General features: G+C 64.6%; 28 protein-coding genes, 1 tRNA gene and 1 pseudogene. 15 read left to right on the top strand and 15 right to left on the bottom strand.

The window, feature by feature from the left end:
• Positions 1-68: 68 nt before the first annotated feature.
• The 3 genes from QU595_RS07610 (at position 69) to QU595_RS07620 (ending at position 5,107) form a co-directional block, all read left to right on the top strand.
• Positions 69-947, top strand: coding sequence for a hypothetical protein (locus QU595_RS07610; RefSeq protein WP_315920344.1), 879 nt, complete (start codon positions 69-71; stop codon positions 945-947).
• Positions 948-1,063: 116 nt separating this feature from the next.
• Positions 1,064-2,941, top strand: coding sequence for an ABC-F family ATP-binding cassette domain-containing protein (locus QU595_RS07615; RefSeq protein WP_315920346.1), 1,878 nt, complete (start codon positions 1,064-1,066; stop codon positions 2,939-2,941).
• Between the two features lie 60 nt (positions 2,942-3,001).
• On the top strand, positions 3,002-5,107 hold the full coding sequence (locus tag QU595_RS07620) for a molybdopterin oxidoreductase family protein (protein WP_315920348.1): 2,106 nt from the start codon (positions 3,002-3,004) through the stop codon (positions 5,105-5,107).
• A gap of 2 nt (positions 5,108-5,109) precedes the next feature.
• Here the strand turns inward: QU595_RS07620 and purN are convergent, their stop codons facing one another.
• Positions 5,110-5,826 carry a phosphoribosylglycinamide formyltransferase gene (purN, locus tag QU595_RS07625; RefSeq protein WP_315920350.1) on the bottom strand — a complete coding sequence of 239 codons (717 nt, stop codon included), beginning with the start codon at positions 5,824-5,826 and terminating at the stop codon, positions 5,110-5,112.
• Positions 5,823-6,887 (bottom strand): phosphoribosylformylglycinamidine cyclo-ligase, encoded by a 1,065-nt coding sequence (gene purM, locus QU595_RS07630; protein ID WP_315920352.1) that lies wholly within the window; start codon positions 6,885-6,887, stop codon positions 5,823-5,825. Before purM ends, purN begins: the two co-directional genes overlap by 4 nt.
• Positions 6,888-7,069: 182 nt before the next feature.
• On the opposite strand from purM, the gene QU595_RS07635 reads away from it, so the two are divergent.
• From QU595_RS07635 to hdaA, 3 genes are read left to right on the top strand one after another with little or no spacing between them, the layout of a single operon-like run.
• On the top strand, positions 7,070-7,621 hold the full coding sequence (locus tag QU595_RS07635; protein ID WP_315920354.1) for a CDP-alcohol phosphatidyltransferase family protein: 552 nt from the start codon (positions 7,070-7,072) through the stop codon (positions 7,619-7,621).
• The gene (locus QU595_RS07640) at positions 7,602-8,768 is read left to right on the top strand and encodes an AI-2E family transporter (RefSeq protein WP_315920357.1); all 1,167 of its coding nucleotides are present in this window, start codon (positions 7,602-7,604) and stop codon (positions 8,766-8,768) included. The genes QU595_RS07635 and QU595_RS07640 overlap by 20 nt, the downstream gene beginning before the upstream one ends.
• Positions 8,765-9,466 carry a DnaA regulatory inactivator HdaA gene (hdaA, locus tag QU595_RS07645; RefSeq protein ID WP_315920359.1) on the top strand — a complete coding sequence of 234 codons (702 nt, stop codon included), beginning with the start codon at positions 8,765-8,767 and terminating at the stop codon, positions 9,464-9,466. The genes QU595_RS07640 and hdaA overlap by 4 nt, the downstream gene beginning before the upstream one ends.
• Positions 9,467-9,472: 6 nt before the next feature.
• Here hdaA and QU595_RS07650 read toward each other — a convergent pair.
• From QU595_RS07650 to QU595_RS07705, 13 genes and pseudogenes are all read right to left on the bottom strand, one after another.
• Positions 9,473-9,549: transfer RNA gene (locus tag QU595_RS07650), tRNA-Pro, on the bottom strand.
• 130 nt (positions 9,550-9,679) lie between these two features.
• Entirely contained in the window at positions 9,680-10,762 is a 1,083-nt protein-coding gene (locus QU595_RS07655; RefSeq protein ID WP_315920361.1) for a site-specific integrase, read from the bottom strand.
• A 14-nt stretch (positions 10,763-10,776) separates the two neighbouring features.
• Positions 10,777-10,998, bottom strand: a pseudogene (locus QU595_RS30190) (helix-turn-helix domain-containing protein); the annotation flags it as partial.
• Positions 10,940-11,926, bottom strand: a complete 987-nt coding sequence (locus QU595_RS07660) for a reverse transcriptase/maturase family protein (RefSeq protein WP_315920363.1) — start codon at positions 11,924-11,926, stop codon at positions 10,940-10,942. The pseudogene QU595_RS30190 and the gene QU595_RS07660, both read right to left, overlap by 59 nt.
• A gap of 309 nt (positions 11,927-12,235) precedes the next feature.
• Positions 12,236-12,598, bottom strand: coding sequence for a diversity-generating retroelement protein Avd (gene avd, locus QU595_RS07665; RefSeq protein WP_315920365.1), 363 nt, complete (start codon positions 12,596-12,598; stop codon positions 12,236-12,238).
• A gap of 38 nt (positions 12,599-12,636) precedes the next feature.
• Entirely contained in the window at positions 12,637-13,524 is an 888-nt protein-coding gene (locus QU595_RS07670; RefSeq protein ID WP_315920368.1) for a hypothetical protein, read from the bottom strand.
• Between the two features lie 52 nt (positions 13,525-13,576).
• Positions 13,577-14,482: a hypothetical protein gene (locus tag QU595_RS07675; RefSeq protein WP_315920370.1), complete on the bottom strand. Its 906-nt coding sequence runs from the start codon at positions 14,480-14,482 to the stop codon at positions 13,577-13,579.
• Entirely contained in the window at positions 14,483-14,773 is a 291-nt protein-coding gene (locus tag QU595_RS07680) for a hypothetical protein (RefSeq protein ID WP_315920372.1), read from the bottom strand. It lies immediately after the preceding gene.
• Positions 14,770-15,201, bottom strand: coding sequence for a hypothetical protein (locus QU595_RS07685; protein ID WP_315920374.1), 432 nt, complete (start codon positions 15,199-15,201; stop codon positions 14,770-14,772). The genes QU595_RS07680 and QU595_RS07685 overlap by 4 nt, the downstream gene beginning before the upstream one ends.
• Positions 15,198-15,596: a hypothetical protein gene (locus QU595_RS07690; RefSeq protein ID WP_315920376.1), complete on the bottom strand. Its 399-nt coding sequence runs from the start codon at positions 15,594-15,596 to the stop codon at positions 15,198-15,200. The genes QU595_RS07685 and QU595_RS07690 overlap by 4 nt, the downstream gene beginning before the upstream one ends.
• A 43-nt stretch (positions 15,597-15,639) precedes the next feature.
• Complete coding sequence (locus QU595_RS07695) at positions 15,640-15,873, bottom strand: hypothetical protein (RefSeq protein WP_315920378.1); 234 nt, start codon at positions 15,871-15,873, stop codon at positions 15,640-15,642.
• A gap of 91 nt (positions 15,874-15,964) precedes the next feature.
• Positions 15,965-16,225, bottom strand: coding sequence for a hypothetical protein (locus QU595_RS07700; protein WP_315920380.1), 261 nt, complete (start codon positions 16,223-16,225; stop codon positions 15,965-15,967).
• Between the two features lie 84 nt (positions 16,226-16,309).
• A complete protein-coding gene (locus QU595_RS07705) occupies positions 16,310-16,993 on the bottom strand; it encodes an XRE family transcriptional regulator (protein WP_315920382.1) in 684 nt (227 codons plus the stop codon).
• 72 nt (positions 16,994-17,065) lie between these two features.
• Between QU595_RS07705 and QU595_RS07710 the strand changes: the two genes are divergently transcribed.
• The 9 genes from QU595_RS07710 (at position 17,066) to QU595_RS07750 (ending at position 22,409) form a co-directional block, all read left to right on the top strand.
• Positions 17,066-17,266, top strand: a complete 201-nt coding sequence (locus QU595_RS07710; protein WP_315920384.1) for a helix-turn-helix transcriptional regulator — start codon at positions 17,066-17,068, stop codon at positions 17,264-17,266.
• Between the two features lie 326 nt (positions 17,267-17,592).
• The gene (locus QU595_RS07715; RefSeq protein WP_315920386.1) at positions 17,593-17,811 is read left to right on the top strand and encodes a hypothetical protein; all 219 of its coding nucleotides are present in this window, start codon (positions 17,593-17,595) and stop codon (positions 17,809-17,811) included.
• A 125-nt stretch (positions 17,812-17,936) separates the two neighbouring features.
• A complete protein-coding gene (locus QU595_RS07720; protein ID WP_315920388.1) occupies positions 17,937-18,422 on the top strand; it encodes a hypothetical protein in 486 nt (161 codons plus the stop codon).
• Positions 18,419-18,661: a hypothetical protein gene (locus QU595_RS07725; RefSeq protein ID WP_315920390.1), complete on the top strand. Its 243-nt coding sequence runs from the start codon at positions 18,419-18,421 to the stop codon at positions 18,659-18,661. The genes QU595_RS07720 and QU595_RS07725 overlap by 4 nt, the downstream gene beginning before the upstream one ends.
• On the top strand, positions 18,661-19,008 hold the full coding sequence (locus tag QU595_RS07730; protein ID WP_315920392.1) for a winged helix-turn-helix domain-containing protein: 348 nt from the start codon (positions 18,661-18,663) through the stop codon (positions 19,006-19,008). The genes QU595_RS07725 and QU595_RS07730 overlap by 1 nt, the downstream gene beginning before the upstream one ends.
• On the top strand, positions 19,005-19,808 hold the full coding sequence (locus tag QU595_RS07735; RefSeq protein ID WP_315920394.1) for a DUF6551 family protein: 804 nt from the start codon (positions 19,005-19,007) through the stop codon (positions 19,806-19,808). The genes QU595_RS07730 and QU595_RS07735 overlap by 4 nt, the downstream gene beginning before the upstream one ends.
• Positions 19,808-20,137: a DUF2312 domain-containing protein gene (locus QU595_RS07740; RefSeq protein ID WP_315920396.1), complete on the top strand. Its 330-nt coding sequence runs from the start codon at positions 19,808-19,810 to the stop codon at positions 20,135-20,137. The genes QU595_RS07735 and QU595_RS07740 overlap by 1 nt, the downstream gene beginning before the upstream one ends.
• Positions 20,137-21,294 carry an MT-A70 family methyltransferase gene (locus tag QU595_RS07745; RefSeq protein WP_315920398.1) on the top strand — a complete coding sequence of 386 codons (1,158 nt, stop codon included), beginning with the start codon at positions 20,137-20,139 and terminating at the stop codon, positions 21,292-21,294. The genes QU595_RS07740 and QU595_RS07745 overlap by 1 nt, the downstream gene beginning before the upstream one ends.
• Positions 21,291-22,409, top strand: a complete 1,119-nt coding sequence (locus QU595_RS07750) for a hypothetical protein (RefSeq protein WP_315920400.1) — start codon at positions 21,291-21,293, stop codon at positions 22,407-22,409. The genes QU595_RS07745 and QU595_RS07750 overlap by 4 nt, the downstream gene beginning before the upstream one ends.
• The last annotated feature ends 4 nt before the right edge of the window (positions 22,410-22,413 follow it).

The raw sequence follows: 22,413 nt of genomic DNA on the forward strand, positions 1-22,413 counted from the left end.
ACTCCTATCATTGCTGATGTAGCTGGGATTTCAGCTCATTGCATGACATCTGATAGGAGGAATTTGTCATGGCAACATCTCGTTTTACCAAGACTTTTCTAAGTAGCGTTCTTGTTTTGGCGATGTGCTCGCCCGGATTGGCGGAAGGTACGGGCCGCAGCGGACTGGGCGGTGCGATTGGCGGTCTCGGCGGGGCCGTCGGTGGCGTTGTCGGTGGAGTGGGCAATGCCGTCGGCGGTGTGGCTGGAGCGCTTGGCGGAGCAGCCGGCACCAACTCCAAGAGCGGCGGACAGGCCGGTGGCAGCAGCGGCGGCTCCGCCAGCGCGGGAGTCGGTGCGGCCGGGGCCGGGCGCAACGGTGCGGGCGGCGTGAGTATCGGAGGCGCCCGCGGCGTGAGCCTGGGCGGCAGCAGCAACGGTCCGCTCGGTGTCAGCGTCGGCCTCGGCGGCAGCAGGGGCGTCAATGCCGATGTCGGAGCCGGGCTCGGCACGAGCAAGGGGCTAGCCAATGTCGGCCTGGACGCCTCTGTCGGCGGCAAGAATGGCCTGAACGCCAAGAGCCGCACGTCCGTTCTGGGCAGGACCGGCGTTCTGAATTCCAACACCGCCGCCTCCCTGGGCGGAAACAGCGGCCTGAAGGCCGGCGTCGGTGCCAAGATCGGCGGAGGGAGTCTGGCAAGCGTCGGCGTGGGGATCGGCATCGGCGGCGGTTCGACGGCTCCGGGCGGCGGCGGCAATTCCGGCGGATCAACCGGGCCGGGCAACGGCGGCGATGGTGGCGGCTCGGTTGCGCCGGGCAAGAACCCGGGCCTGTCGGGTGTGATCGGCAGCATGTCGGGCTACCAGATGATCAAGCTGAAGAAGCGCTGCGCCGATGTGCTGGGCAATTCCGGCCAGTATGACCGCGACCTGCGCGAACTCTGCATGATCCTGGCCAAGCTCCGCTGAACGGCGCCGCAATTTGATCGGAAGGCCCGCCTCGACCGGCGGGCCTTTTGCATCGGCCGAACTCCGTTTCATGTCCCGCACTTGTCGGCCGGGCCTTTGCCGTGCAAAAGGCGGCCATGCTTATCATCAACGATCTTTCGCTTCGCATCGCCGGGCGCCTGCTTCTCGACCATGCCTCGCTGACCTTGCCGGCCGGCACCAAGGCGGGGCTCGTCGGCCGCAACGGCACCGGCAAGACCACGCTTTTCCGCGCCATCACCGGCGATTTTCCGGCGGAAACCGGCTCGATCTCCCTGCCGAAGAACACGCGCATCGGCCAGGTCGCGCAGGAAGCTCCGGGCACCGAAGAGCCGCTGATCGATATCGTGCTCAAGGCCGACAAGGAGCGGGCAGCGCTGCTGGAAGAGGAAAAGACGGCGACCGATCCGCACCGCATCGCCGAAATCCACATCCGGCTTGCCGACATCGACGCCCATTCCGCCGAATCGCGGGCGGCCACCATCCTGTCCGGCCTGGGCTTCGACGAGGAGGCGCAGAAGCGGCCGGCCTCGTCCTTCTCCGGCGGCTGGCGCATGCGCGTCGCGCTCGCAGCGGTGCTGTTTTCCGAACCCGACCTGCTGCTTTTGGACGAGCCGACCAACTATCTCGACCTCGAAGGCACGCTCTGGCTGGAGAACTACGTCGCGAAATATCCGCACACGGTTCTGCTCATCAGCCACGATCGCGACCTGCTCAACCGCGCGGTCAACTCCATCGTGCATCTCGACCAGAAGAAGATGACCTTCTGGCGCGGCGGCTACGACCAGTTCGAGCGGCAGTTGGCCGAGCAGAAGGAATTGCAGGAAAAGAGCCGCGTCAAGCAGGAGGCGCAGCGCAAGCACCTGCAATCCTTCGTGGACCGCTTCCGCGCCAAGGCTTCCAAGGCCAGGCAGGCGCAGTCGCGCATCAAGGCGCTGGAGAAGATGAAGCCCATCGCCGCGCTGGTGGACGACACGGTCAGGCCGTTCTCCTTCCCCGAGCCGGTCAAGACGGTGGCCTCGCCGATCGTGGCCCTGAACGGGATCAATGTCGGCTACGAAGCGGAAAAGCCGATCCTGAAGAAGCTCGACCTGCGTATCGACAATGACGACCGCATCGCGCTGCTCGGCGCCAACGGCAACGGCAAGTCCACCTTCGCCAAGCTGCTCGCCGGCCGGCTGAAGGGCGAAACCGGGACGATGACGGTTGCGCCCGGTCTGAAGGTGGCGATCTTCGCGCAGCACCAGATGGACGATCTCCGTCCCGAGGAAAATGCCTACGAACATGTGCGGCGGATGATGCCCGACGCGCCTGAATCCAAGGTGCGGGCCCGCGTCGCGCAGTTCGGCCTTTCGACGGAGAAGATGAACACGCCGGCCAAGGACCTGTCCGGTGGCGAGAAGGCGCGGCTGTTGATGGGGCTGGCAGCCTTCGACGGGCCGAACCTGTTCATCCTCGACGAGCCGACCAACCATCTCGACATCGATTCGCGCGAGGCGCTGGTCTATGCGCTCAACGATTTCCCGGGCGCGGTGATCCTGATTTCGCACGACCGCCATCTCCTGGAGGCGACGGCCGACCGCCTCTGGCTGGTCAAGGACGGAACGGTCAAGCCCTATGACGGCGATCTGGACGACTACAAGACGCTGGTGACCGGCGTTTCCATGGACCGCCGCGAAAAGCGTGAGGCGGACAAGGCGTCCAAGGCCGACCGGCGCCGCGAGGCCGCGGCGCGGCGCGCGGCGCTCGAGCCGCTGGCCAAGGAGATCCGCGCTACGGAAGGGCTGATGGAGCGCCTGCGCAAACGCATCGACACGATCGAGGACGAGCTTGCCAATCCCGCGCTCTACGAGAAGGACCCGATCAAGGCGACACGGCTGGCCAAGGAGCGTTCCGAACTGTCGGGGCAATTGACCCGAAACGAGGAAAAATGGCTGGAAATGTCGACCGAATATGAGGAAGGCATCGCCGAATAGGCCGGGCGAGGGGCTCGGCTTGGCCCTATCCGGCGGCCCCGCAAACCGCTAGAAAGTGGCATGAACCAGCTCGCCAAGCTCAAGATCGGGCATTCCGCCTGCCCGCATGATTGCCCGTCGACCTGTGCGCTGGACGTGGAACTGCTGGCGCCGGATCGTATCGGCCGCATCCATGGCGCCAAGGCCAACAGCTACACGGCCGGCGTCGTCTGCGCCAAGGTCGCCCGCTATGCCGACCGCGTGCATCATCCCGACCGGCTGCTGAAGCCGCTGGTGCGGGCCGGCGCCAAGGGCGACGGCAGGTGGAAAGCGGCGAGTTGGGAAGCGGCGCTAGACCTCGTGGCCGAAAAGTTCGAGGCAGCCGAAGCGAAATACGGTTCGGAGACGGTCTGGCCCTATTTCTACGCCGGTACCATGGGTCTGGTGCAGCGCGACGGCATCGAACGGCTGCGCCACGCCAAGAAATATTCCGGCTTTTTCGGCTCGATCTGCACCAATCTCGCCTGGACCGGCTGGGTGATGGGCACGGGCGCGCTGCGCGGCGCGGACCCTCGCGAGATGGCGAAATCCGACTGCGTCGTCATCTGGGGCACCAACGCCGTGGTCACCCAGGTCAATGTGATGACGCACGCCATCCGTGCGCGCAAGGAGCGCGGCGCCAAGATCGTCGTCATCGACATCTACGAGAACGCCACCGTCAAGCAGGCCGACATGGGGCTGGTGCTGAGGCCCGGCACGGACGGCGCGCTGGCCTGCGCGGTCATGCACGTGCTGTTCCGCGAAGGCATGGCCGACCGGGCCTATCTCGAAAAATACACCGACGACCCGAAGGGGCTGGAGGCGCATCTCGCCACCCGCACGCCGGAATGGGCGGCCGCGATCACCGGGCTTTCGGTCGGGGAGATCGAGGCCTTCGCACGGCTGGTGGGCACGACCAAGCGCACCTTCTTCCGGCTCGGCTACGGGTTCTCGCGCCAGCGTAACGGCTCGGTGAACATGCATGCGGCGCTCAGCGTCGCAGCCGTGACCGGCTGCTGGCAGTATGAAGGCGGCGGCGCCTTCCACTCCAATTCCGGCGTTCTCAAGTTCAACACCGAGACGCTGGAAGGCACGCGCCTGCGCGATCCGAACATCCGTTATCTCGACCATTCGCGCATCGGGCCGGTGCTGGTCGGCCGCCAGGACGCGCTCTATGGCGGCCCGCCCGTCACGGCGCTGCTGATCCAGAACACCAATCCGGCCAATGTCGCGCCCGAGCAGCGGCTGGTGAAGCAGGGTTTCCTGCGCGACGACCTGTTCACCTGCGTGCACGAGCAGTTCATGACCGACACGGCAAGGCTGGCCGACGTCGTGCTGCCGGCCACCATGTTCCTGGAGCATGACGACATCTACAAGGCCGGCGGCAACCAGCACGTCATACTCGGCCCGAAACTGATCGATCCTCCGCAGGGGCCGCGCACCAACCACTTCGTCATCGAGGAACTGGCGCAAAGGCTTGGCGTGGCGGACAGGCCGGGTTTCGGCCTGACCGAGCGCGAGCATATCGACATCATGCTTTCCAAGAAGGGGCTCGGCACCTTCGATACGTTCCGGGAAGAGCGCTGGGCCGATCTCCAGCCCGCCTTCGAGGATGCGCATTTCCTCAATGGTTTCGGTCACCGCGACGGCAAGTTCCGCTTCCGGCCCGACTGGACCGGACAGGCCGCGCCCAACCGGCCGCCGAAAAGCATGGGCATATTCGGACCTTTCGACCGGCTTCCGGAATTCCCGGACCACGTCGATCTGATCGAGGTGGCCGACGATGCGCATCCCTTCAGGCTGGCAACCTCGCCGGCGCGCAACTTCCTCAATTCAAGCTTTGCGGAAACGCCTGTTTCGCAGGCCAGGGAGGGGCGGCCGCAACTGCTGATCCATCCCGAGGACGCCGCCTCGCTCGGCCTTAGCGACGGCGACCGTGTCGAGATCGGCAACCAGCGCGGCGAGGTCGTGCTCCATGCAACGCTTTTCGCCGGCATTCAGCGTGGTATCGTCATCGCGGAAGGCATCTGGCCGAACAGCGCCCACGAACGCGGCGAGGGCATCAACGTGCTGACGGGTTCTGATGCGCCCGCGCCCTATGGCGGCGCCCCCGTCCACGACAACAAGGTGTGGGTGCGGCCGGCCTGACCTTACGGCGTGATGCGCGCCAGTTGCTCCAGGTCGATTTCCTCGCGCAGAGGGCCGGGAGCGGAGAGCGACGCATCGCCATTCGCCGTATCTTCCGCAAGGCCGGAGAAGACGGTGCGGCCGCCCTGCATGCGCGCCTTGCCTTCGGCCACCAGCTTCAGCGCCATCGGGTAGAGCCCGTGTTCCGCCTTCAGCACGCGCGCGGCGAGCGTGTCGGCATCGTCGCCGATCATCACCGGCACGGCCGCCTGCGCGATGATGGGCCCATCGTCCATTTGCGGCGTGACGAAATGAACCGTGCAGCCATGAAGGCGCGTTCCGGCTTCCAGCGCGCGGCGGTGGGTATCCAGTCCCTTGAAGGACGGCAGCAGGGCAGGGTGGATGTTGATCATGCGGCCCTGCCATTTTTCCACGAAAGGCGTGGTCAAAAGGCGCATATAGCCGGCAAGCGCCACGATCTCGGCGTTCAGTTCCGCGATCGCGGCATCGATCGCGCCGTCATGCGCGTCCTTGCTGGCGTGGTCCGCGCGCGCGATCACCTGTACCGGCACGCCGCGTGCGGCCGCGATGCCCAGTCCTGCGGCGCCCGGCGTATCGGAAATCACGCCTGCGATCTCGATGGGGTAGGCTGGATCGACCGCCGCATCGAGGAGCGCGCCCATATTCGATCCGCGTCCCGAAATCAGGATCGCGACGCGCTTTTTGGACACTGTGCTCATAGGCCGATCGTTCCCCGGTAAATCACGCCGGCGTCACGGCGAGGCACGATCCGGCCGATGGACGCGACAGTCTCGCCGGCTTCCTGAAGCACTGCGGCGACCTGCGCGGCCTGCCCGGAGGCAACCACGACGATCATGCCGATGCCGCAATTGAACGTGCGCATCATCTCTTCCGGCGCCACGCCGCCCGTCTTGGCCAGCCATGAGAACACCGGCGGCACGTCTATGGCGTCGAGATCGAGCTCGGCGGAGAAATCCTTCGGCAGCACGCGCGGAATGTTGTCGGGGAAGCCGCCGCCGGTGATATGGGCCAAGGCCTTGATGCCGTGCGTGTTGCGGATCGCCTTGAGCACCGATTTCACATAGATGCGAGTCGGCTCCAGCAGCGCCTCGGCAAGCGTGGCGTCGGCGGCGAAGGGCGCGGGCGCATCCCAATCCAGCCCGCTGGCCGAAACGATGCGCCGCACCAGCGAAAAGCCGTTGGAATGCACGCCCGACGACGCGAGCCCGAGCAACACGTCGCCCTCGACGATATCGTCGGTCGGCAGGAGCTGGCCGCGTTCGGCCGCGCCGACGGCGAAGCCGGCGAGATCGTAGTCCTTCTCGCTGTACATGCCCGGCATCTCGGCCGTCTCGCCGCCGATCAGCGCGCAGCCGGCCTGCCGGCACCCCTCCGCGATACCGCCGACGATCGCCACGCCCTGTTCCGGATCGAGCTTGCCGGTGGCGAAATAATCCAGGAAGAACAGCGGCTCGGCGCCCTGCACGACGAGATCGTTGACGCACATCGCCACAAGGTCGACGCCGATCGTGTCGTGCTTGCCGGCCTCTATGGCGATCTTCAGCTTGGTGCCGACACCGTCGTTGGCGGCTACCAGCACGGGATCGGAAAAGCCGGCGGCCTTGAGGTCGAACAATCCGCCGAAGCCGCCGATCTCGCCATCGGCTCCCGGCCGGCGCGTCGAGCGCACGAGCGGCTTGATCTTTTCCACCATCAGATTGCCGGCATCGATATCGACGCCCGCATCGGCATAGGTGAGCCCGTTCTTCCGCTCGCTCATCGCCATTTCCCTGCTTGTCGGGCGCTCTTGCCATGAACGGCGCCGACCCGCAAGGAGCATGCGCCGATGCGCGCATGCAGTCACGGCAAAAGCGTCGAATTCCGGCTTTGCCCTTGCCGCCGGCCGCGATCTTGCCCAACTATCGTGGAGCGAACCATCTGCCGGGCGAGGGCAAATCCTTTTTGGCGACTATCCCCAACCTGATCACGATCCTGCGCTTCCTGCTGGTGCCCGCCATTGTTTTCGCGATGCTGGAGGCGCGCTGGGGATGGGCCTTCACCGGCTTCGTCGTCGCCGGCATTTCCGACGGCGTGGACGGCTTCATAGCCCGCAGGTTCGACCAGCGCTCCCGGCTCGGCGCTTATCTCGATCCGATGGCGGACAAGATCCTGCTGGTTTCCGTCTTCGTGGTGCTGGGCTTCGTCGGGGAATTGCCGCTATGGCTCGTCGTCGTCGCCGTCTCCCGCGACGTCCTCATCGTGTGCGCCGTCATCCTGTCCTCCGTCATGGGCCAGCCGGTGGAAATGCAGCCGCTGATGGTATCGAAGGCGAACACCGTCATGCAGATCGTATTGGCTGCCGTGGCGCTCGCGGAATTGGGCTACGGCCTGTCGCTCGGGCCGGTGCGGCCCGCCTTGATAATGATATCCGGCCTCTTGACCGTGGCTTCGACCGCAGCCTATCTCGTGGCCTGGCTAAGACACATGAACCGTTATGGCGAAGGCAGCACCTGACGAAGCCCCTTATGGGGACACCACGTCCATCGCGTTCCGGCGTCAGTTGGCCTTCTGGCTGGGCGCCGCGGTTCTGCTCGCGGTTTTTCTCTATGTTTTCAGCGATATCCTGCTGCCTTTCGTGGCCGGGATGGTGCTGGCCTATTTCCTCGATCCGGTCGCGGACCGGCTGGAGCGTTTCGGCCTGTCGCGCACCATGGCGACGGTGGTGATATTGTTCGCCTTCATCGTCGTGCTGGTGCTCGCATTCGTCGTGCTCGTTCCGGTTCTCGCTTCGCAGATGCGGGAATTTGCCGGCAAGCTGCCCGAATATCTGACCAGGCTTCAGGGCCTTGTGACCAATTTCGATCCTCAGTGGCTCGAACAGCGCTTCGGGGTGAACGCGGCCGGTCTCAAGGAGGGGCTGAACTCGGTGCTCACATCCGGTTTCGGCCTGTTGACCACGGTGTTCAAGTCCATCTGGAGTTCCGGCATGGCGCTGGTTTCCGTGGTCAGCCTGTTCGTGGTGACCCCGGTTGTGGCTTTCTACATGCTGCTCGACTGGGACCGCATGGTGGCGACGGTGGATGGCTGGGTGCCGCGCGACCATGTGCAGACGGTCCGCCAGATCGCCACCGACATCAACACGGCGGCGGCCGGTTTCGTGCGGGGCCAGGGCACGCTCTGCCTCGTCCTGGGGTGCATGTATGCCATCGGCCTGACGCTGACGGGACTGAATTTCGGCGTGCTCATCGGCCTGTTTGCCGGCCTCATCAGCTTCATCCCCTATGTCGGCTCGCTGACGGGCCTTGTGCTGGCGGTCGGCGTCGCCTTCGTGCAGTTCTGGCCGGACTGGATCATGGTCGTGGCCGTGGCCTGCGTGTTCTTCGTCGGCCAGTTCATCGAAGGCAACATCCTCTCGCCCAAGCTGGTGGGAAAAAGCGTCGGCCTGCACCCTGTGTGGCTGATGTTCGCGCTCTTCGCCTTCGGCGCGCTGTTCGGCTTCGTCGGGCTGCTGATCGCAGTGCCGGCGGCGGCGGCCATAGCGGTGCTCGTGCGCTTCGCCATCGCGCGCTATCTCGAATCGCCGCTCTACAAGGGACGGGCCGCCGCAGAGTCCAAGCCCTCGCCGGCGCGCAGGACCAAGGCTGAACGGGCGGGCAAATGAACGCCCGCACCGAACGGCCGCGGCAGCTTCCGCTCGATCTTGGACACGGCACGGGCTATTCCCGTGACGAGCTCATCGTTTCGGCTGCCAATGCCGAGGCCGTGGCGCTCGTCGACCGCTGGCCGAACTGGCCCGCGCCCGTGGTCGTGCTGGCCGGCCCCGCCGGATCCGGCAAGACGCATCTGGCTTCGATCTGGCGGGAAGCGGCGAATGCGCTGGCGATCATGCCCGACCGTCTCGCCGACGCCGTCGCCGAGGCGGCGAGCCGGCCGATCCTGATCGATGACGTGGATGCGGCCAGCATCGATCAAAACGGACTGTTTCACCTCGTCAATGCCGTACGCAGCGCCAATTCGCAGCTTTTGCTGACCGCGCGGCGCTTTCCTTCCGCATGGGGCGTGACCCTGCCGGACCTTGCGTCGCGCCTCAAGGCTGCCGCGACGGTCGAGATCCACGAGCCGGACGACCTCCTGCTGTCGGGCGTCATCACCAAGCTGTTCGCCGACCGCCAGGTGGAGGTCGAACCGCATGTCGTGCATTACCTGGTGCGGCGCATGGAGCGCTCGCTGGCGACGGCCATGCGCGTGGTGGAGAGGCTGGACAGGACCGCCCTGGAGCAGAAAAGCCGCATAACCCGCGCGCTGGCGGCCGACGCGGTCAGCGCCATGGACCGGGGGCAGGCGGAATTCGATCTTTAGGAAAGATGGTCGGAGTGGCAGGATTCGAACCTGCGACCCCCTGATCCCAAATCAGGTGCGCTACCAGGCTGCGCTACACTCCGAGGCCTTGCGGCGTATAGTGTTCAAGGCTTTCCGGCACAACCCCCTCCAGAAGAAAAACGGAACAAAAGGCACCGCGTGGCGCTTTGCGGCACCAAAAGTCCCACGGAAAGTGCCACGGCTGTTCCGCATTCATTCCGCTCCGCTTGCTGTCTTGTCCGGCGCGGTGCCGGAAGGACTTGTAGCCTGCGCGCCACTCGCCTCCATGCCCGCCCGCAGATCATCCTTCGTCACATGGGCATAGCGCGACGTGGTGGCGATCTCAGAGTGGCCGAGGAGCTTTTGTGCCAGCTTCAGGTTGCCCGTGGCGCGCACCAGGCGCGTCGCGGCTGTGTGGCGCGTGTCATGAAAGCGATAGTTCTCGATCTTGGCGCGGTTGCGGGTCCGCCGCCATTCGGTCTTGAAACCCTGCGTCGTAATCGGCTCGCGCGTGCCCCGCTTCGCCCCTGGCCGGGGGCGCTTCACCAAATAGGTGAACACCGCGGTCTTGTGATGGTCCTTCAGCGCCCACAGCAGCGCGAAGATGGCCTCTGTCATGGGTATGGTTCGATCGCGCTCGCCCTTGCCGCGAACCCGGAATTCGCGATTGAAGAAATCCACGTCCTTCCATTGCAGACCGACGATCTCGGCGCGGCGACAGCCTGTCAGAAGCGCGAAGCGCAGCGCCGGAGCATAGTCACCGCGAATCGAGGCCATGAGTTTCGCTTCCTCCTCGGCCGAGGCTTCGCGGATGCGCTCCTGCGGCTCCTTCAGGAAGTGATCCTTCCACTCGATATCCTGCACCGATTGCTTCCAGGTGCGCCGCGCGCGTCGCAGCAACGCGCGCAGCGGCTGCGTGACGGTGCGGTTGACGGTGGCATTGGAAACATCCTCACCACGCCGCTTGGCAATGAGGCGCGCTACGGTCGCATCGGAAATGTCGGCGATCATTGTCGAAGGGCCGATCTTTTCCTGGAGCCAGCCGAGATCGCGCAGCGTTTCTTCGCTGCGGCGATGATGCTTCCCGACCTGATTCCAGTATTCGGCTGCTGCGGCCTTGAAGGTCAGCGGCTTGCGCGCATCGAACTGAAGGGCCTTTACACGGTTGCGCTCGGCTTCCTCGAACTTTTCAGCCTCACGCTTCGACGTGCATCCAGTCGAGCCTGAAAATCGCTGGCGTCGATAACGGAAGTCATAGGAATATTCCGCCTGACCTGGGCGCCGATAGACTGACATTTGCGTGCCTCCCGAAACGCTGCGAGATCGGCAGGATCATAGCGGCGCGTTTCGCGTTTGGAACCCAGACCGATGTTGATGTAGCGGATCTGTCCCGACATTGTCAGGGCCCGCAATTGCCGCTCTGAAATGGAAAGCTGCTCGGCCGCCTGCGCGGGGGAGAGAAGGGGAGCGTGCTCAGCCATTTTGCACTCCAAGCGCAGTGAGGAGATTTCGCGTATCGGCCCAGCTCGCATGGCCGGTCCACGAAGCAAGAAACTTGTCCAATCGGTCCATGTCGCCGGCGGCCCGGAACCGTGCGATCTTGCGGCGCGCCCGCTTTACGCTGTCCTGGCGCAGCAACTTGTGGCGCGGCCAGATTCGATAGCCGAGGAAGTTCACGCCGCGGCTGACCGGCTGGACCGACCATTTCGAAAACCGCAAGCCGAGATGTTCGGCCGAGAACGCCTCGATGTCGTCGCGCACGAGCCGCAGATGCTCGATCGAAGGCCCGAGCACGACCAGATCGTCCATGTAGCGATGCCAATGCCGCTCGCCGAGATCCTGCTGAAGGTGGCGGTCAAGCGCGCCGGCATAGACATTGGCAAATATCTGCGAGACGAGACTGCCGATCGGCAGGCCGATGCCTGTCACCGGGATCATCTCCTCGATCAGCCGCAGGGTGGCGCGGCAACTGATCTTGGCCTCGATCATGCGCCAGAGCGTGCCGCGCTCGATCGAGGCGAAGTAGCGACTGAAATCCGTCTTCAGCACGTAAACCTGGGCGCCGTGGCGCGTGAGCCGCCGCAGTTCGGCCTGCACCGCTACGGCGCCGGAATGCGTTCCCTTGCCTTTGCGGCACGCGTAGGAGCGCGGCAGCAAGGTGGCGTCGAAGATTGGTTCGATCACTACGCAAAGCGCATGCTGCGCCACTCGGTCGCGGAACGGCAGTGCCGAGATCTGCCTGCGCTTCGGGTCGAAGATCTCGAACTTGCGCGGTTCGCCCTGTCGATAGCTTCCATCGCGCATCTGGCGCGCCAGGCGCTCCAGATTGAGCGCGGAGAATTCCTTGAACTCCAGATGCCCGGCGGCTAGGCGCCGGCCGCGCGCAGTGCGCCGGTAGGCCGCCAGCATGTTCGTGTCGGCCGTGATGCGGCCAATGAGGTTGCGGTGCTTCCTAGCCATGGCGGCGTTGCCGGCCGCGGGTTTCGACGGCGACGCCGCTACTCCCCGCTATGCCGGACCCTGCAATGTGTTCGCCGAAGCCGGATGTCCGGGCTGACCACCCATGCGAGCGCGCACGCTCGCGGGAAGTGAGCCGGCGTGGCCGTAGCCGCCGCCGAGCCGGTAATGCGTGGTCACTGCGGCCCCGCGCGGAGATGTTGTCGTCGGAGTTGTCCGGCCAGTTGTCGAGGTTCGCGTAGCGCGAGCCCGAGTTGTCGCCGTTGATCCACGACCCGCCGAAGATGGAGGGACCTGACATCGTTTCCCCGTTCACCCGTTGCGCAAGCCTGCGATCCATGCGCCGAGCATCGCTCCGACCTCGGCGAGCAGCTTCAAGGCTGTCCGATGCTGGTTGGGCGTGATGATTTTGACGGACGGATCGGCGGCAAAGCGAAGCCAGAAACGCAACGTCGCAAGATTTGCGTCCGCTGCGTGGAGCCGCGAGGCCTGACGGGATTTCGCGGCCTGGTAGAACAAGCCGACCTGATCGACCATCACATCCAGCAGGGCATCCCGAAGCTTGCCGTGCCGGCGCGGACAGCGCTGCACGATCGGGTAGATATACGCAACCGCCGCCTCGTAACGCTCAACGATGGCAAGCCCGGTTCTGCTGGATGGATTGTCGGTGATCATATCGGCCGTTTCCGTGCCGGCGCTTCCGCGCCGGCTAGTCAGGCTGCAAGGTGGTCACTGCGGCCCCGCGCGGAGACGCTGCCGCCGGAGTAGTCCGGCCAGTAGACGAGGAGCGCGTAGCGCGAGCCCGAGTGGCCGCCGTGGAGCCACGACCCGCCGAAGAGGGAGGGACGAGGATCAACTGGATGTCCGTCCGTGCCCCAGATCCACATGTTGCCGGTCGCCTGCATGATCCCGGCGCAACTGGTGCGCTCCGCGTCAAGATTGGTGCGCTCAGGGTCATCCTTCGCCGAGCTGCGCTCGCGAACTCCATAGGCCGCGGCGAAGAATTCCTCCGCGCCCAGCAGTTGCTTGCCGTGATGGACGTAGATGGCCACGGCCGTGGCATAGTCGAGTTTTTTCACCTTGCCCTTGCCGTCTTGTGAGGCCGGCAGCGAGCGACCATCGGCGATTTCGTCACCGAAACGCGACGTGCCTTTCGAAACGTGATCGACGCCCAGCAAGTAGATGTCGCACCAGAAGCGCAGGCCGTCGCGCTCCACCAGCGCCATGCCGCGAGGATCCGGGCAGGCCGGCCGGAAGCCGACATCCCAGCATGAGGCCGGGTTGATCGCGGGCTGGGCGTCGCCGCCCTTGCCCTCGTCCGCATTGCCGCCTGGTGCGAAGTGGAACCCGCCGATGGCGCCGTCCGGAAGACCGCCGCCGCAGGCATAGACCATGGGATTGCCGTCCTCGATGCGGACGGCATAGTCGGTGCCAGGCTCAAGCAGCGGCGGCAGGATCGGCGTATCCTCAAGAAACTTGACGGTGCCGATTTCGGTGCCGCCGCGAATGGATATCGTCTCCCGGCCGGTGGCCACGAAGATCGAAGCTGTTGCGATGGGTCGCGTGATGCTGACCGGCTTGACCGGTGTGGTAACATTCATGGCTGCTTTCCTAGTTGGAGAGGTTGGCAGCCGGCGCTTCCGCGCCGGCTATTCAGGATGCAAGGTGGTCACTGCGGCCCCGCGCGGAGATGCTGCCGGCGGAGACGCCCGGCCAGGGGCCGAGGTCCGCGCAGCGCGAGCCCGAGTCGCCGCCGAGGATCCACGACCCGCCGAAGAGGGAGGGACGAGGATCGTCCGGATCGCCGTCCGTTCCCCACGCCCACATGTTGCCGGTGGCCTGCATGATGCCGAAACGGCTGGAGCGCTGCGCGTCGATGCCAGTCGATTTCGGATCCTTGTCGGCCGAGCTGCGCTCGGTCACGCCATAAGCGGCGGCGCGAAACTCGTCGTAGGTGAGCAAGCCCTTGCCGTGATGCGCATATATCGCCTGCACGGTCGGGAAATCGCAGGCATTGAACTTGCCGTTGCCGGCGATGGCTGCCGGCAATGCGCGGCCGTCCGCGATCTCCTCGCCGAAACGCGATGTCCCCTTGGCGATGTGGTCGACGCCAAGAAAATAGATGTCGCACCAGAAGCGCAGACCGTCGCGCTCGACCAGCGCCATGCCGCGCGGGTCCGGACATGCGGGGCGGAAGCCGGCGTCCCAGCAGGAGTAGGGATTGATCGCCGGCGTCGTGTCACCGCCGGCACGCGCTGGAGCATTGCCGCCCGGCGCAAAGTGGAAACCGCCGATCACATCGTCGCCAGGAAGCTCCGTCGCGGGAGTCGCAACCGGCTCGTTCATCGCGTTAAGCCGGATGTAATAGTCGGTTCCCGCAGTTAGTTCCGGAACTGCGACGGCGGTGTCCTGCTTGAATTCCGCCGCCAAGTTGCCGCCGGAAACCGAAGTTCCGTCGCGGATGATGATGCTGTCGGTGCCCCGGACACTGAAGATCGACCTGTCCGGGTAGTTACGGCGGATCGTGATGGATGCTGGTTTCGTGTCGGAAATGGACATCTAGTGGCTCCTGTTGAAAAGGGTTTCGCCGTCCTGCGCCGGTCTGGCGCAGGACGGGCAGGTGTGGGTGAAGCGCTGGGGCTTGGCGCCGCCGGCAACGCGCGGCGCTGCGCCGAATAGGCCGGAGGTGTCCTTTACGAACGGATCGGGCCGGCCAGGGCGCACAAGCCAGCCGGCCGTCTTCGCGTCGGAAATCATCACGGCGAAGTCTTCGTCGGCGTAGGTATTGGGATATGATGCCGGGCAGGTGTCGCAGCACACCTGGTTGAGGCTGTCGAGGCGCTCGATCATGCGACCCTCACGCGCGATGCACGGACGAATTCTGCAAACGTCAGTTCGGAGAAGCAGTCTCTGATGGTGAGAAATTCGGAGTAGCGGGCGTTGCCGGCGCTCTTGGCCGGTACGATCCTATCATGACCTTCATAGGTGACGATGTAGGCTCGGTGGCGCTCGCCCACATCGAGACTTTCGAGATATCGCGCCAGCGCCGTCCTGCCGGCATTCGTAACTGCGAAGAAGGCCATGTCGCCGGACCGGCCGACGCGCTCCCAGAGAGGGGAAGAAGCGAAATCAATCGCCAGAGTGCCGGTCGCATCGGTCGCATAGTGGTTGCGATAAGTCTCGCGCAGCGGCCAGATCGGGCGACCCAGGGCATGGTCGATCCGATCCATGGCCTTGTCTGCGAGGTAGCGGTTGACGGTCGGATTGGCCTCGCTCATCGGAATGGCTCCTCCGAAGGTGCGTCCAGCAGCAATTTCAGCGTCTCGTCGTAGCCTTCCTTGAACTGGTAGAGCATTTCGCGGCGGACCTGCAGGCGACCCTCGGCCGAGAACGCCTGCGCGTTGATCGTCGCCATGACGCAACCGGCGGCCTTCCACGCAAGCAGGGTGCCCATGCCCGGCTCGATGTCGAACCTATCTTCGACCTCGTTCAGGCCCTCGATGGCCGCGACCGATGCGAGCTCGAATATCCGGGCGAATGCGCGCTGGTCGGCCGGCACATCGTCCAACTTGCCGGTAAACTCGACGAATTCCGCGAACTGGTCGTAGCCTGAGGCAAAGCCCGGCTGGAGCAGGGACGAGAGGGAACGGGGTTTTTGAGGTCGATCAGCCATCACCAAGCCCCCAGCCAGACGCCAACGCAGGCAGCAACGCCGATCACCAGAAAGGCCGTGTATGCGAGGTATTCGCCGAGCGGACGGGCACCGGCCATGCCCCATGTGCAATCGTCGTCGCACTGGCATTCGGCGCGTTCGGGCAGCCGATCTTCTTTGCCGTGTCGGCCGGCGCCGCCATGGCGCTCAAGCCGGGGCAATCGACCCGCATGGAGCCGTCCGGGCACTCGCATCGCGGCCAGAGCGGACAGTGGAAGGTCGGGAGGTCGGTGCTCATGCCAGCACCGGCAGCCAGATCACCGCGGCGGCGAAGAATGCCGCCATGGCAATCCCTGAAATCAGATCGCGCAGGAAATCGCCCATGGCAGTCAGGCCACGTTGCGGATGGCGCGGGCGTTGGCCAGGTCACGCGCCTCGGCCAGTTTGTCGTCGGTCAGTTCGGAGCGCAGGAAGCCGCGAAGGGCAAGTGCGTTGCGATCGACGATCTGGCCGGCGCCGGTGATTTCCAGCATGGCGTCGGCCAGCCGTTCGGAAAGCGGGCGGCGACGGGAGAGCTTCTTGTCACGCTCTGCGCGGATGGCGGCGTGAGCGGCGGCGACCGTCTCGGGGCGGGCGACGAATTGCAGCATGGTCATTCTCCATCGCGGGATTGCGATGGAGGCAGTGTGATTTACTCACACAAATCTGTCAATGGAAAATGTGAAAAACTCACATTATGCCGTTTTAAGGCGCAGATGGCCTTGGAGACCGCCTTGCTTGTGCACCTTTTTCATCGCAAGAGGTGGAATGATTGCAAAAATCTCTCCGATCCACTCGAGTGAGACGTTCTCGATGGGAGGGGCATTCCACGAGAATAGGTTAACGCCGTCCGGCCCTCTCATAATCGTTTTGATGAAACGGCGTCCGTCACGTGTTCGCACTGCGGCTTCCTCACCGTAGAACGCTTCGAGCGGACGCTTTTGCTCGCGGTAGACGACGATGATCGCGCCGTCCTTGAATACGGGAAGCATCGAATCGCCTCGCACAAGGAAGGCGATCATGTCGTCTGGCAACTCGAACGGGACTTCTACGTGCGCTAACCCTTCCGGCGGGACCTGTTCGAAGTCAGGTTGGACCTCCGCCCCTGCGCCCACATATCCCATTATGGGCACATCGCGTCCGCCAGGATCATTTGGCCCCGGTCCTTCGCCTGTGATCAACCAAGCTTCGCTAACCTTGAAAGCGCGGGCGTAGTTCTTGGCTGCGCGCGTTATCGCTGTCTGGCCTCGCTCATGCTGGGAATACGTCGTGTAATTGAAATGGAAGCGCGCAGCCGCGTCCTTTGCGGTCTTGAAACCGCGAAGCTCCCTCACCTTGCGTAAGCGGGCAGCTTGTTCGTCTATTCGTTCAATATCCATAGCGTGAGTTATTCACATTTTCGGTGTGAGTTTCTGCTTGACAGATTGATGTGAGTTTCTCACACTTAATGCATGAGCGACGATTTGATCGACATAGCCGCCTTGCGCGAACGGTTGGGCTGGACCCAACAGCAACTCGCTGACTTCTGCGGCACGGATCGATCGACTGTGTCGAAGTGGGAGAAAGACCCGCCGTCGAAAGGGCCGGCAAGGGTTCTTTTGCGCCAATTGCAGCAGCGCGTGACAGACAACCGCGCAGGGGAGGCGGCATGACCTCGCATCCCTCCAGAACGATTCTTTCCGACCGCGTCGCCCGCATTGCTAGCGCCTGGGGCGTTTCCCCATCCTCCCGCGCGGTTGACCGCGCGCCTGCCGCCGAGGCTGCCTCCCTCCCGGCCTCGGCGGCCTTTTGTCATTACACCGAATCCTGTCCGGACAGTTGGGCGGACAGGCAAGGACCGCGCCGGCCGGCGCCGCCCCCTGTTGTTGCCGGCGCGGTCCTGCATGATTCTCCAATCGGCGACCGTCCCCTTTCTCCGGTCTGCGAGAGCGCGCCCGCCGGGAGCGCGTCCGATAAAATCCCGGCGTCCAGTTCGGCCGTGGCGCTTTCCGAAGCCTCGGCCTTCATCCTGTCGCTGATCTCCGCCCATGAGGGCCGTCCGCAGCGCGACATCGTATCCATGCTGATTGCAGCGGCCGGCGAGGCCATCGGCATTCATCCGCTCATCATGCGCGACGCGGGCGAGATCGGCGATCTGGCCGATCTGCCGGAGTTCGCGCGACGCGCGGCAAACCGGTTTCGAGGCGGCGGACCATGAGCACATTCGAGCCTCCGGGCTGATCTGACGCCCGCATACTGACCATTTTCCGAACCGTCCCACCACGGGAATCGACGGCGGTTTTTCCCGTCGCGGGACGGCTTTTTGCGTTCGAGGAAGGCATCATGGACGAATTCACCACACGCTGGCACCTGCGCCTGATGGCGGCCCAGCGCGACCTGATCGACGCCTGCGGCGGCATCCCGCGCGTGATGGAAAAGACCGGCTATTCGAAAGGGCAGGTCGGGCGCTGGAACGGCGGAATCGATCGCGACCTCATGCCGATCAACGTCGCCCTGGTGCTGGAGCGCGACTGCCACCGCCCGATCGTCACCGCGATCATGGCGGAATTCAACGGCCGCAGCCTTTCCGACGACGAAGACGCCGGTGCTGCGGTAGACAATCTGCCGGAGCAGGTCGCGCACCTGGTCGAGGAAGCCGGCCACCTCGTCGTGGAGACGGTGAAGGCCAAGGCGGACGGCGTCGTGACCGATGCGGAAGCGACACGGCTGCGTGGGATCTCGCGCAAGATCGCGACCATCACCGCCGATATCGATCACACGCTTGCCGGCGTGCAGGCGCACGAGCCGCTGAAGGTGGTTCGCGGATGAGCGCGCCGGCCTGCAATTCGGGCGGCCTGGTGCTGGCCGACCTGAAAAGCCACCAGTGCCGGTTTCCGCTCGACGGGCAGGGCGCTGAAACCCGCTTCTGCGCCGTCGAGATCGCGCCGGGCGAATGGCTGCCGGGTTTCTCCGGCGGCTCCTACTGCCGGTTTCATCGTCTTGTCTCGCGCGGGCGCGGCACCGAGGCCGAGCGCGCCGCGCCGCGCGTGCTGGAAAGGCTGGGGTGATGGGCGACACTCCCTGTCCGTGCTGCGGCCAGCCGCTTCCGCTCGATGGCGATCTGCGCATCGACGATGCGGGGTTCGTCGTGCGCGGCGGGGCCTTCGCGACGCTCACGCAACAGGAGCATGCGGTGCTGACCGCGTTGCAGATGGCATCGCCGCGCATTCGGTCGAGGGAGCAGCTCCTCGCCGATCTCTATCAGCTCCGGTGCGATGAAGAGCCGGAGATCAAGATCATCGATGTCTGGGTCTGCAAGCTTCGCAAGAAGCTCAAGCCGTTGGGCATCAACATCGACACGGTTTGGGGGCGTGGATATCGGCTCTTGCCGTGCGCCTCGACGGAGGCGACATGAGCGAGATCAATCGCGAGCTCGGCGAACGGCCGGCACTGGAATGGATCGGCGTCGACCAGATCGACGTGGATGGAAACTACCAGCGCGAGATCAAGGCGCATCTCGTCGACAAAATCTTGCGACGCTTTTCCTGGGCGAAGTTCGGCGCGGTCGTGCTTTCGCGCCAGTCCAACGGCCGTTTCAGCGTCGTGGAGGGCCAGCACCGCTGGAAAGCGGCGTGCCTGCATCCCGATATCGAACAGGTGCCGGCCGTCGTCGTCAATCACAAGGACCTTGCCGGCGAAGCCGAAAGCTTCCTCGCCATCAATCGCGATCGTATGGCGGTGACGTCGGTCGAGCAGTACTGGGCTGGCCTCACCGCGGGTGACGACAATGCCGAGGCAATCTCGAAAGTCCTGCAATCCGCAGGCTGCGACGTCGTTCCTGCGCAGGGCCACTATCGGCCGAACCTGACGAATTCCATCGGCGCCATTGACCGCTGCCTGAAGCGATACGGCGCAGGCGCGACCAGAAGAGCGCTGCTCGTCATCCGCGCCGCATGGCCAGACGATGCGAAATCGTTGCGCGGAACGCTGATCACGGCTCTGGCGCGCATCATCCGCGCCAACGAAAAAGCCGTCACCGATGCAGATCTCGTCTCGGCGATCAGGCCGCAAAGCCTGGCCAAGCTGACAGCGCATGCCGAGGCGTTTCGCAAGCTTTCCGGCGGCTCGGCCGAGACGGCGCTGACCAAGGCGATCGCCGAACTCTACAACAAAGGCCGGCGCACCAACTTCATCTATATCGGGGAGGCGCGCTGATGGCCGACGAATACGATCCCTATTCGCCGCGCGGTCCCGCACGTGAGCGGCCGGGCGCAAAGCTCCGCCCCGACGCCGAGGAAGCCAGCGGACCGCAGACGGTGGCGGCCGGGCAGCTTCGCGCCTTCATCGAGCGCATTGAACGTGTCGATGAAGAAGCCGCCGCAATCTCCGACGACCGCAAGGAAATCTTCGCCGAGGCGAAGGTCATGGGCTTCGACTGTAAGGCCATTCGCGCGCTGGTCCGGCTGCGCAAGAAGGACCAGGCCGAGCGGGAGGAAGAGGAGGCGATCCTCGACCTCTACAAGGCTGCGCTGGGGATGGCGTGATGTCCAAATACCAGCTCCTGCCGCCGCTTTCCGCAGACGAATACCAGGCGCTCGAACGCTCGATCATAGAGCACGGCGTGCTGGTGCCAGTGGAATATGACGAAGCCGGCGAGATCATTGACGGGCATAACCGCGTCGCCATCTGCGAAAGTCTCGGCCTCGTCGATTGGCCGCGCTTCGTGCGCAAGGGCCTGTCCGAGATCGACAAGCGCAAGCTGGCGCGCGAACTCAACGTGTCGCGCCGGCACCTGAGCACTGCGCAGAAACAGGCGGTGATCGCCGACCAGTTGCGCGACACGCCCTCGATCTCGTCGCGCGCCATCGCGGCCATGGTCGGCGTCGATCACAAGACCGTCGCGTCGGTGCGCCGAAAGCTCGTCGATGGTGGGGAAATTCCCCACCATGAGGTGGTCGAGGGCAAGGACGGCATCGTCCAGCCTGCGCGCAAGCCGATCAAGACCGCCTTCGTTCCAGACCAGCCGAACGTCGGCGAATACATGAAGGGCGCAAAGGTCATCCGCGCCGAAAAGCAGAAGGTCAGCCATTCCGTGCGCCTGGCGCATATGGACATGGTGGCCGAGCGCGGCCAGCCGACGGCGCCCGGCAAGGTCGAGCGGCTCTATCCGGTCGTTTATGCGGATCCGCCATGGCGCTTCGGCGTCCGCTCCGAAGTGACCGGCCGCGAGAAGAGCGCGGAAAACCACTATCCGACCATGCCGACAGAGAAGATTGCCGGCCTTCTCGCCGAACTGGGCGGCGTCGCGGCAAAGGATGCGGTGCTGTTCCTGTGGGCGACCAACCCGATGCTGCTCGATGGTTTGCGTGTGTTGCAGGCCTGGGGCTTCACCTACGTCCACCACTGGATCTGGGACAAGCAGGTGGCCGGCACCGGCTATTGGGGGCGCGACCAGCATGAAATCCTGCTGATCGGCAAGCGCGGTGACGCCGTGGCGCCGCTGCCGGGAAGCCAGCCGGCAACGGTCTACAGCGAGCGCAAGGGCGCCCATTCGGCCAAGCCGGCGCGCTTTGCCGAGCAAATCGAGCGCCTCTATCCCGGCATTGCGAAAATCGAACTGTTCTGCCGCAAGCCCCGTCCCGGCTGGGATGTGTGGGGCTTCGAGGCTCGCAGCGATCAACCTGAGGAGCAATTGTCATGAGAATGCAGACGACCGCAGGCCACCTGCGGGCGAGCCTTCGCCTGTTTCGCGGCATCATCCAGCAGCACAACACTATTCCTGTGCTCGGCATGGTGCGCCTTGCCGATGGCCGCATGACCGGCACGGATCTCGACATGGAGCTATCCGTCTCGATGCCCACCATCGGCAGGATGAAGGGCGCGGCGGCGATCGACTATTTCGCGATCAATGCGCTGGCGGGCTGCGTGGACAGCGACCAGGAGGTGACCATTTCCGAGGGCGATCGGCTCGCCTCGGTCACCTTCAACGGCTCCGAATACCGCATGTCGTCGTGTGCTGTCGCCGACTATCCCGATTTCAGCGCAATCGAAGGCCCGGCAACTGAAACCGGCAATCTTGGACTCGTCGCGGCAATGCAGCGCGTCCGTCTCGCCATATCGACCGAAGAAACGCGATACTACCTCAACGGTGTCGCGTTGATCGCGGGGCCGAATGGTCCCGTCCTGGCGGCGACGGACGGGCATCGCCTGGCGATCATGCCGCTCGACGTCATGCCAGAGGGAGCGGCGGGCGCGATCATTCCGCGCGCCGCGGTCCATTGGCTGTGTGCAGGCAAGCGCGAACCCGAACGGTGCGTGTTCGGCGGCGTCGAGCCGGGCAATGACAAGGCGCGGCCCCACGTCCGGTTCGATTTTGCCGGAGCCAGGCTTTCAGCCAAGCTGATCGACGGAACGTTCCCGGACATCTACCGCGTTGTTCCGCGCGATCCGAAGCCGGTGTTTTCGATCGACCGCGCAACGATGCTGCGCGCGCTCCAGCGCATGCGCGCCTTCACGCCGGGAAGGTATCGCGGGGTAAAGCTGACGGGGGACGGCAGCGATCTGACGCTCTCGCTCGCCGGCACATGCGACACCCGCGCGGCCATCGAGAAACTGACCCTGGACGGCAAAGCGGCCCGCGCCTTCGAAGCGGGCTACAATGTCGATTACCTGGTTTCGCTTCTTTCTGCGTTTCGCGGTGACCGCGTGACATTCGCGGTCGATCCGGGCGGCGAGAATCCTCTCGCCTCCGCGCCATGCCTCATCACATGCGACGACGACAACCTGCGCATCGTTCAGATGCCGATGCGGGTTTGATCAG

The sequence above is a fragment of the Mesorhizobium sp. SP-1A genome (assembly GCF_032460275.1).
Lineage (GTDB): Bacteria > Pseudomonadota > Alphaproteobacteria > Rhizobiales > Rhizobiaceae > Mesorhizobium.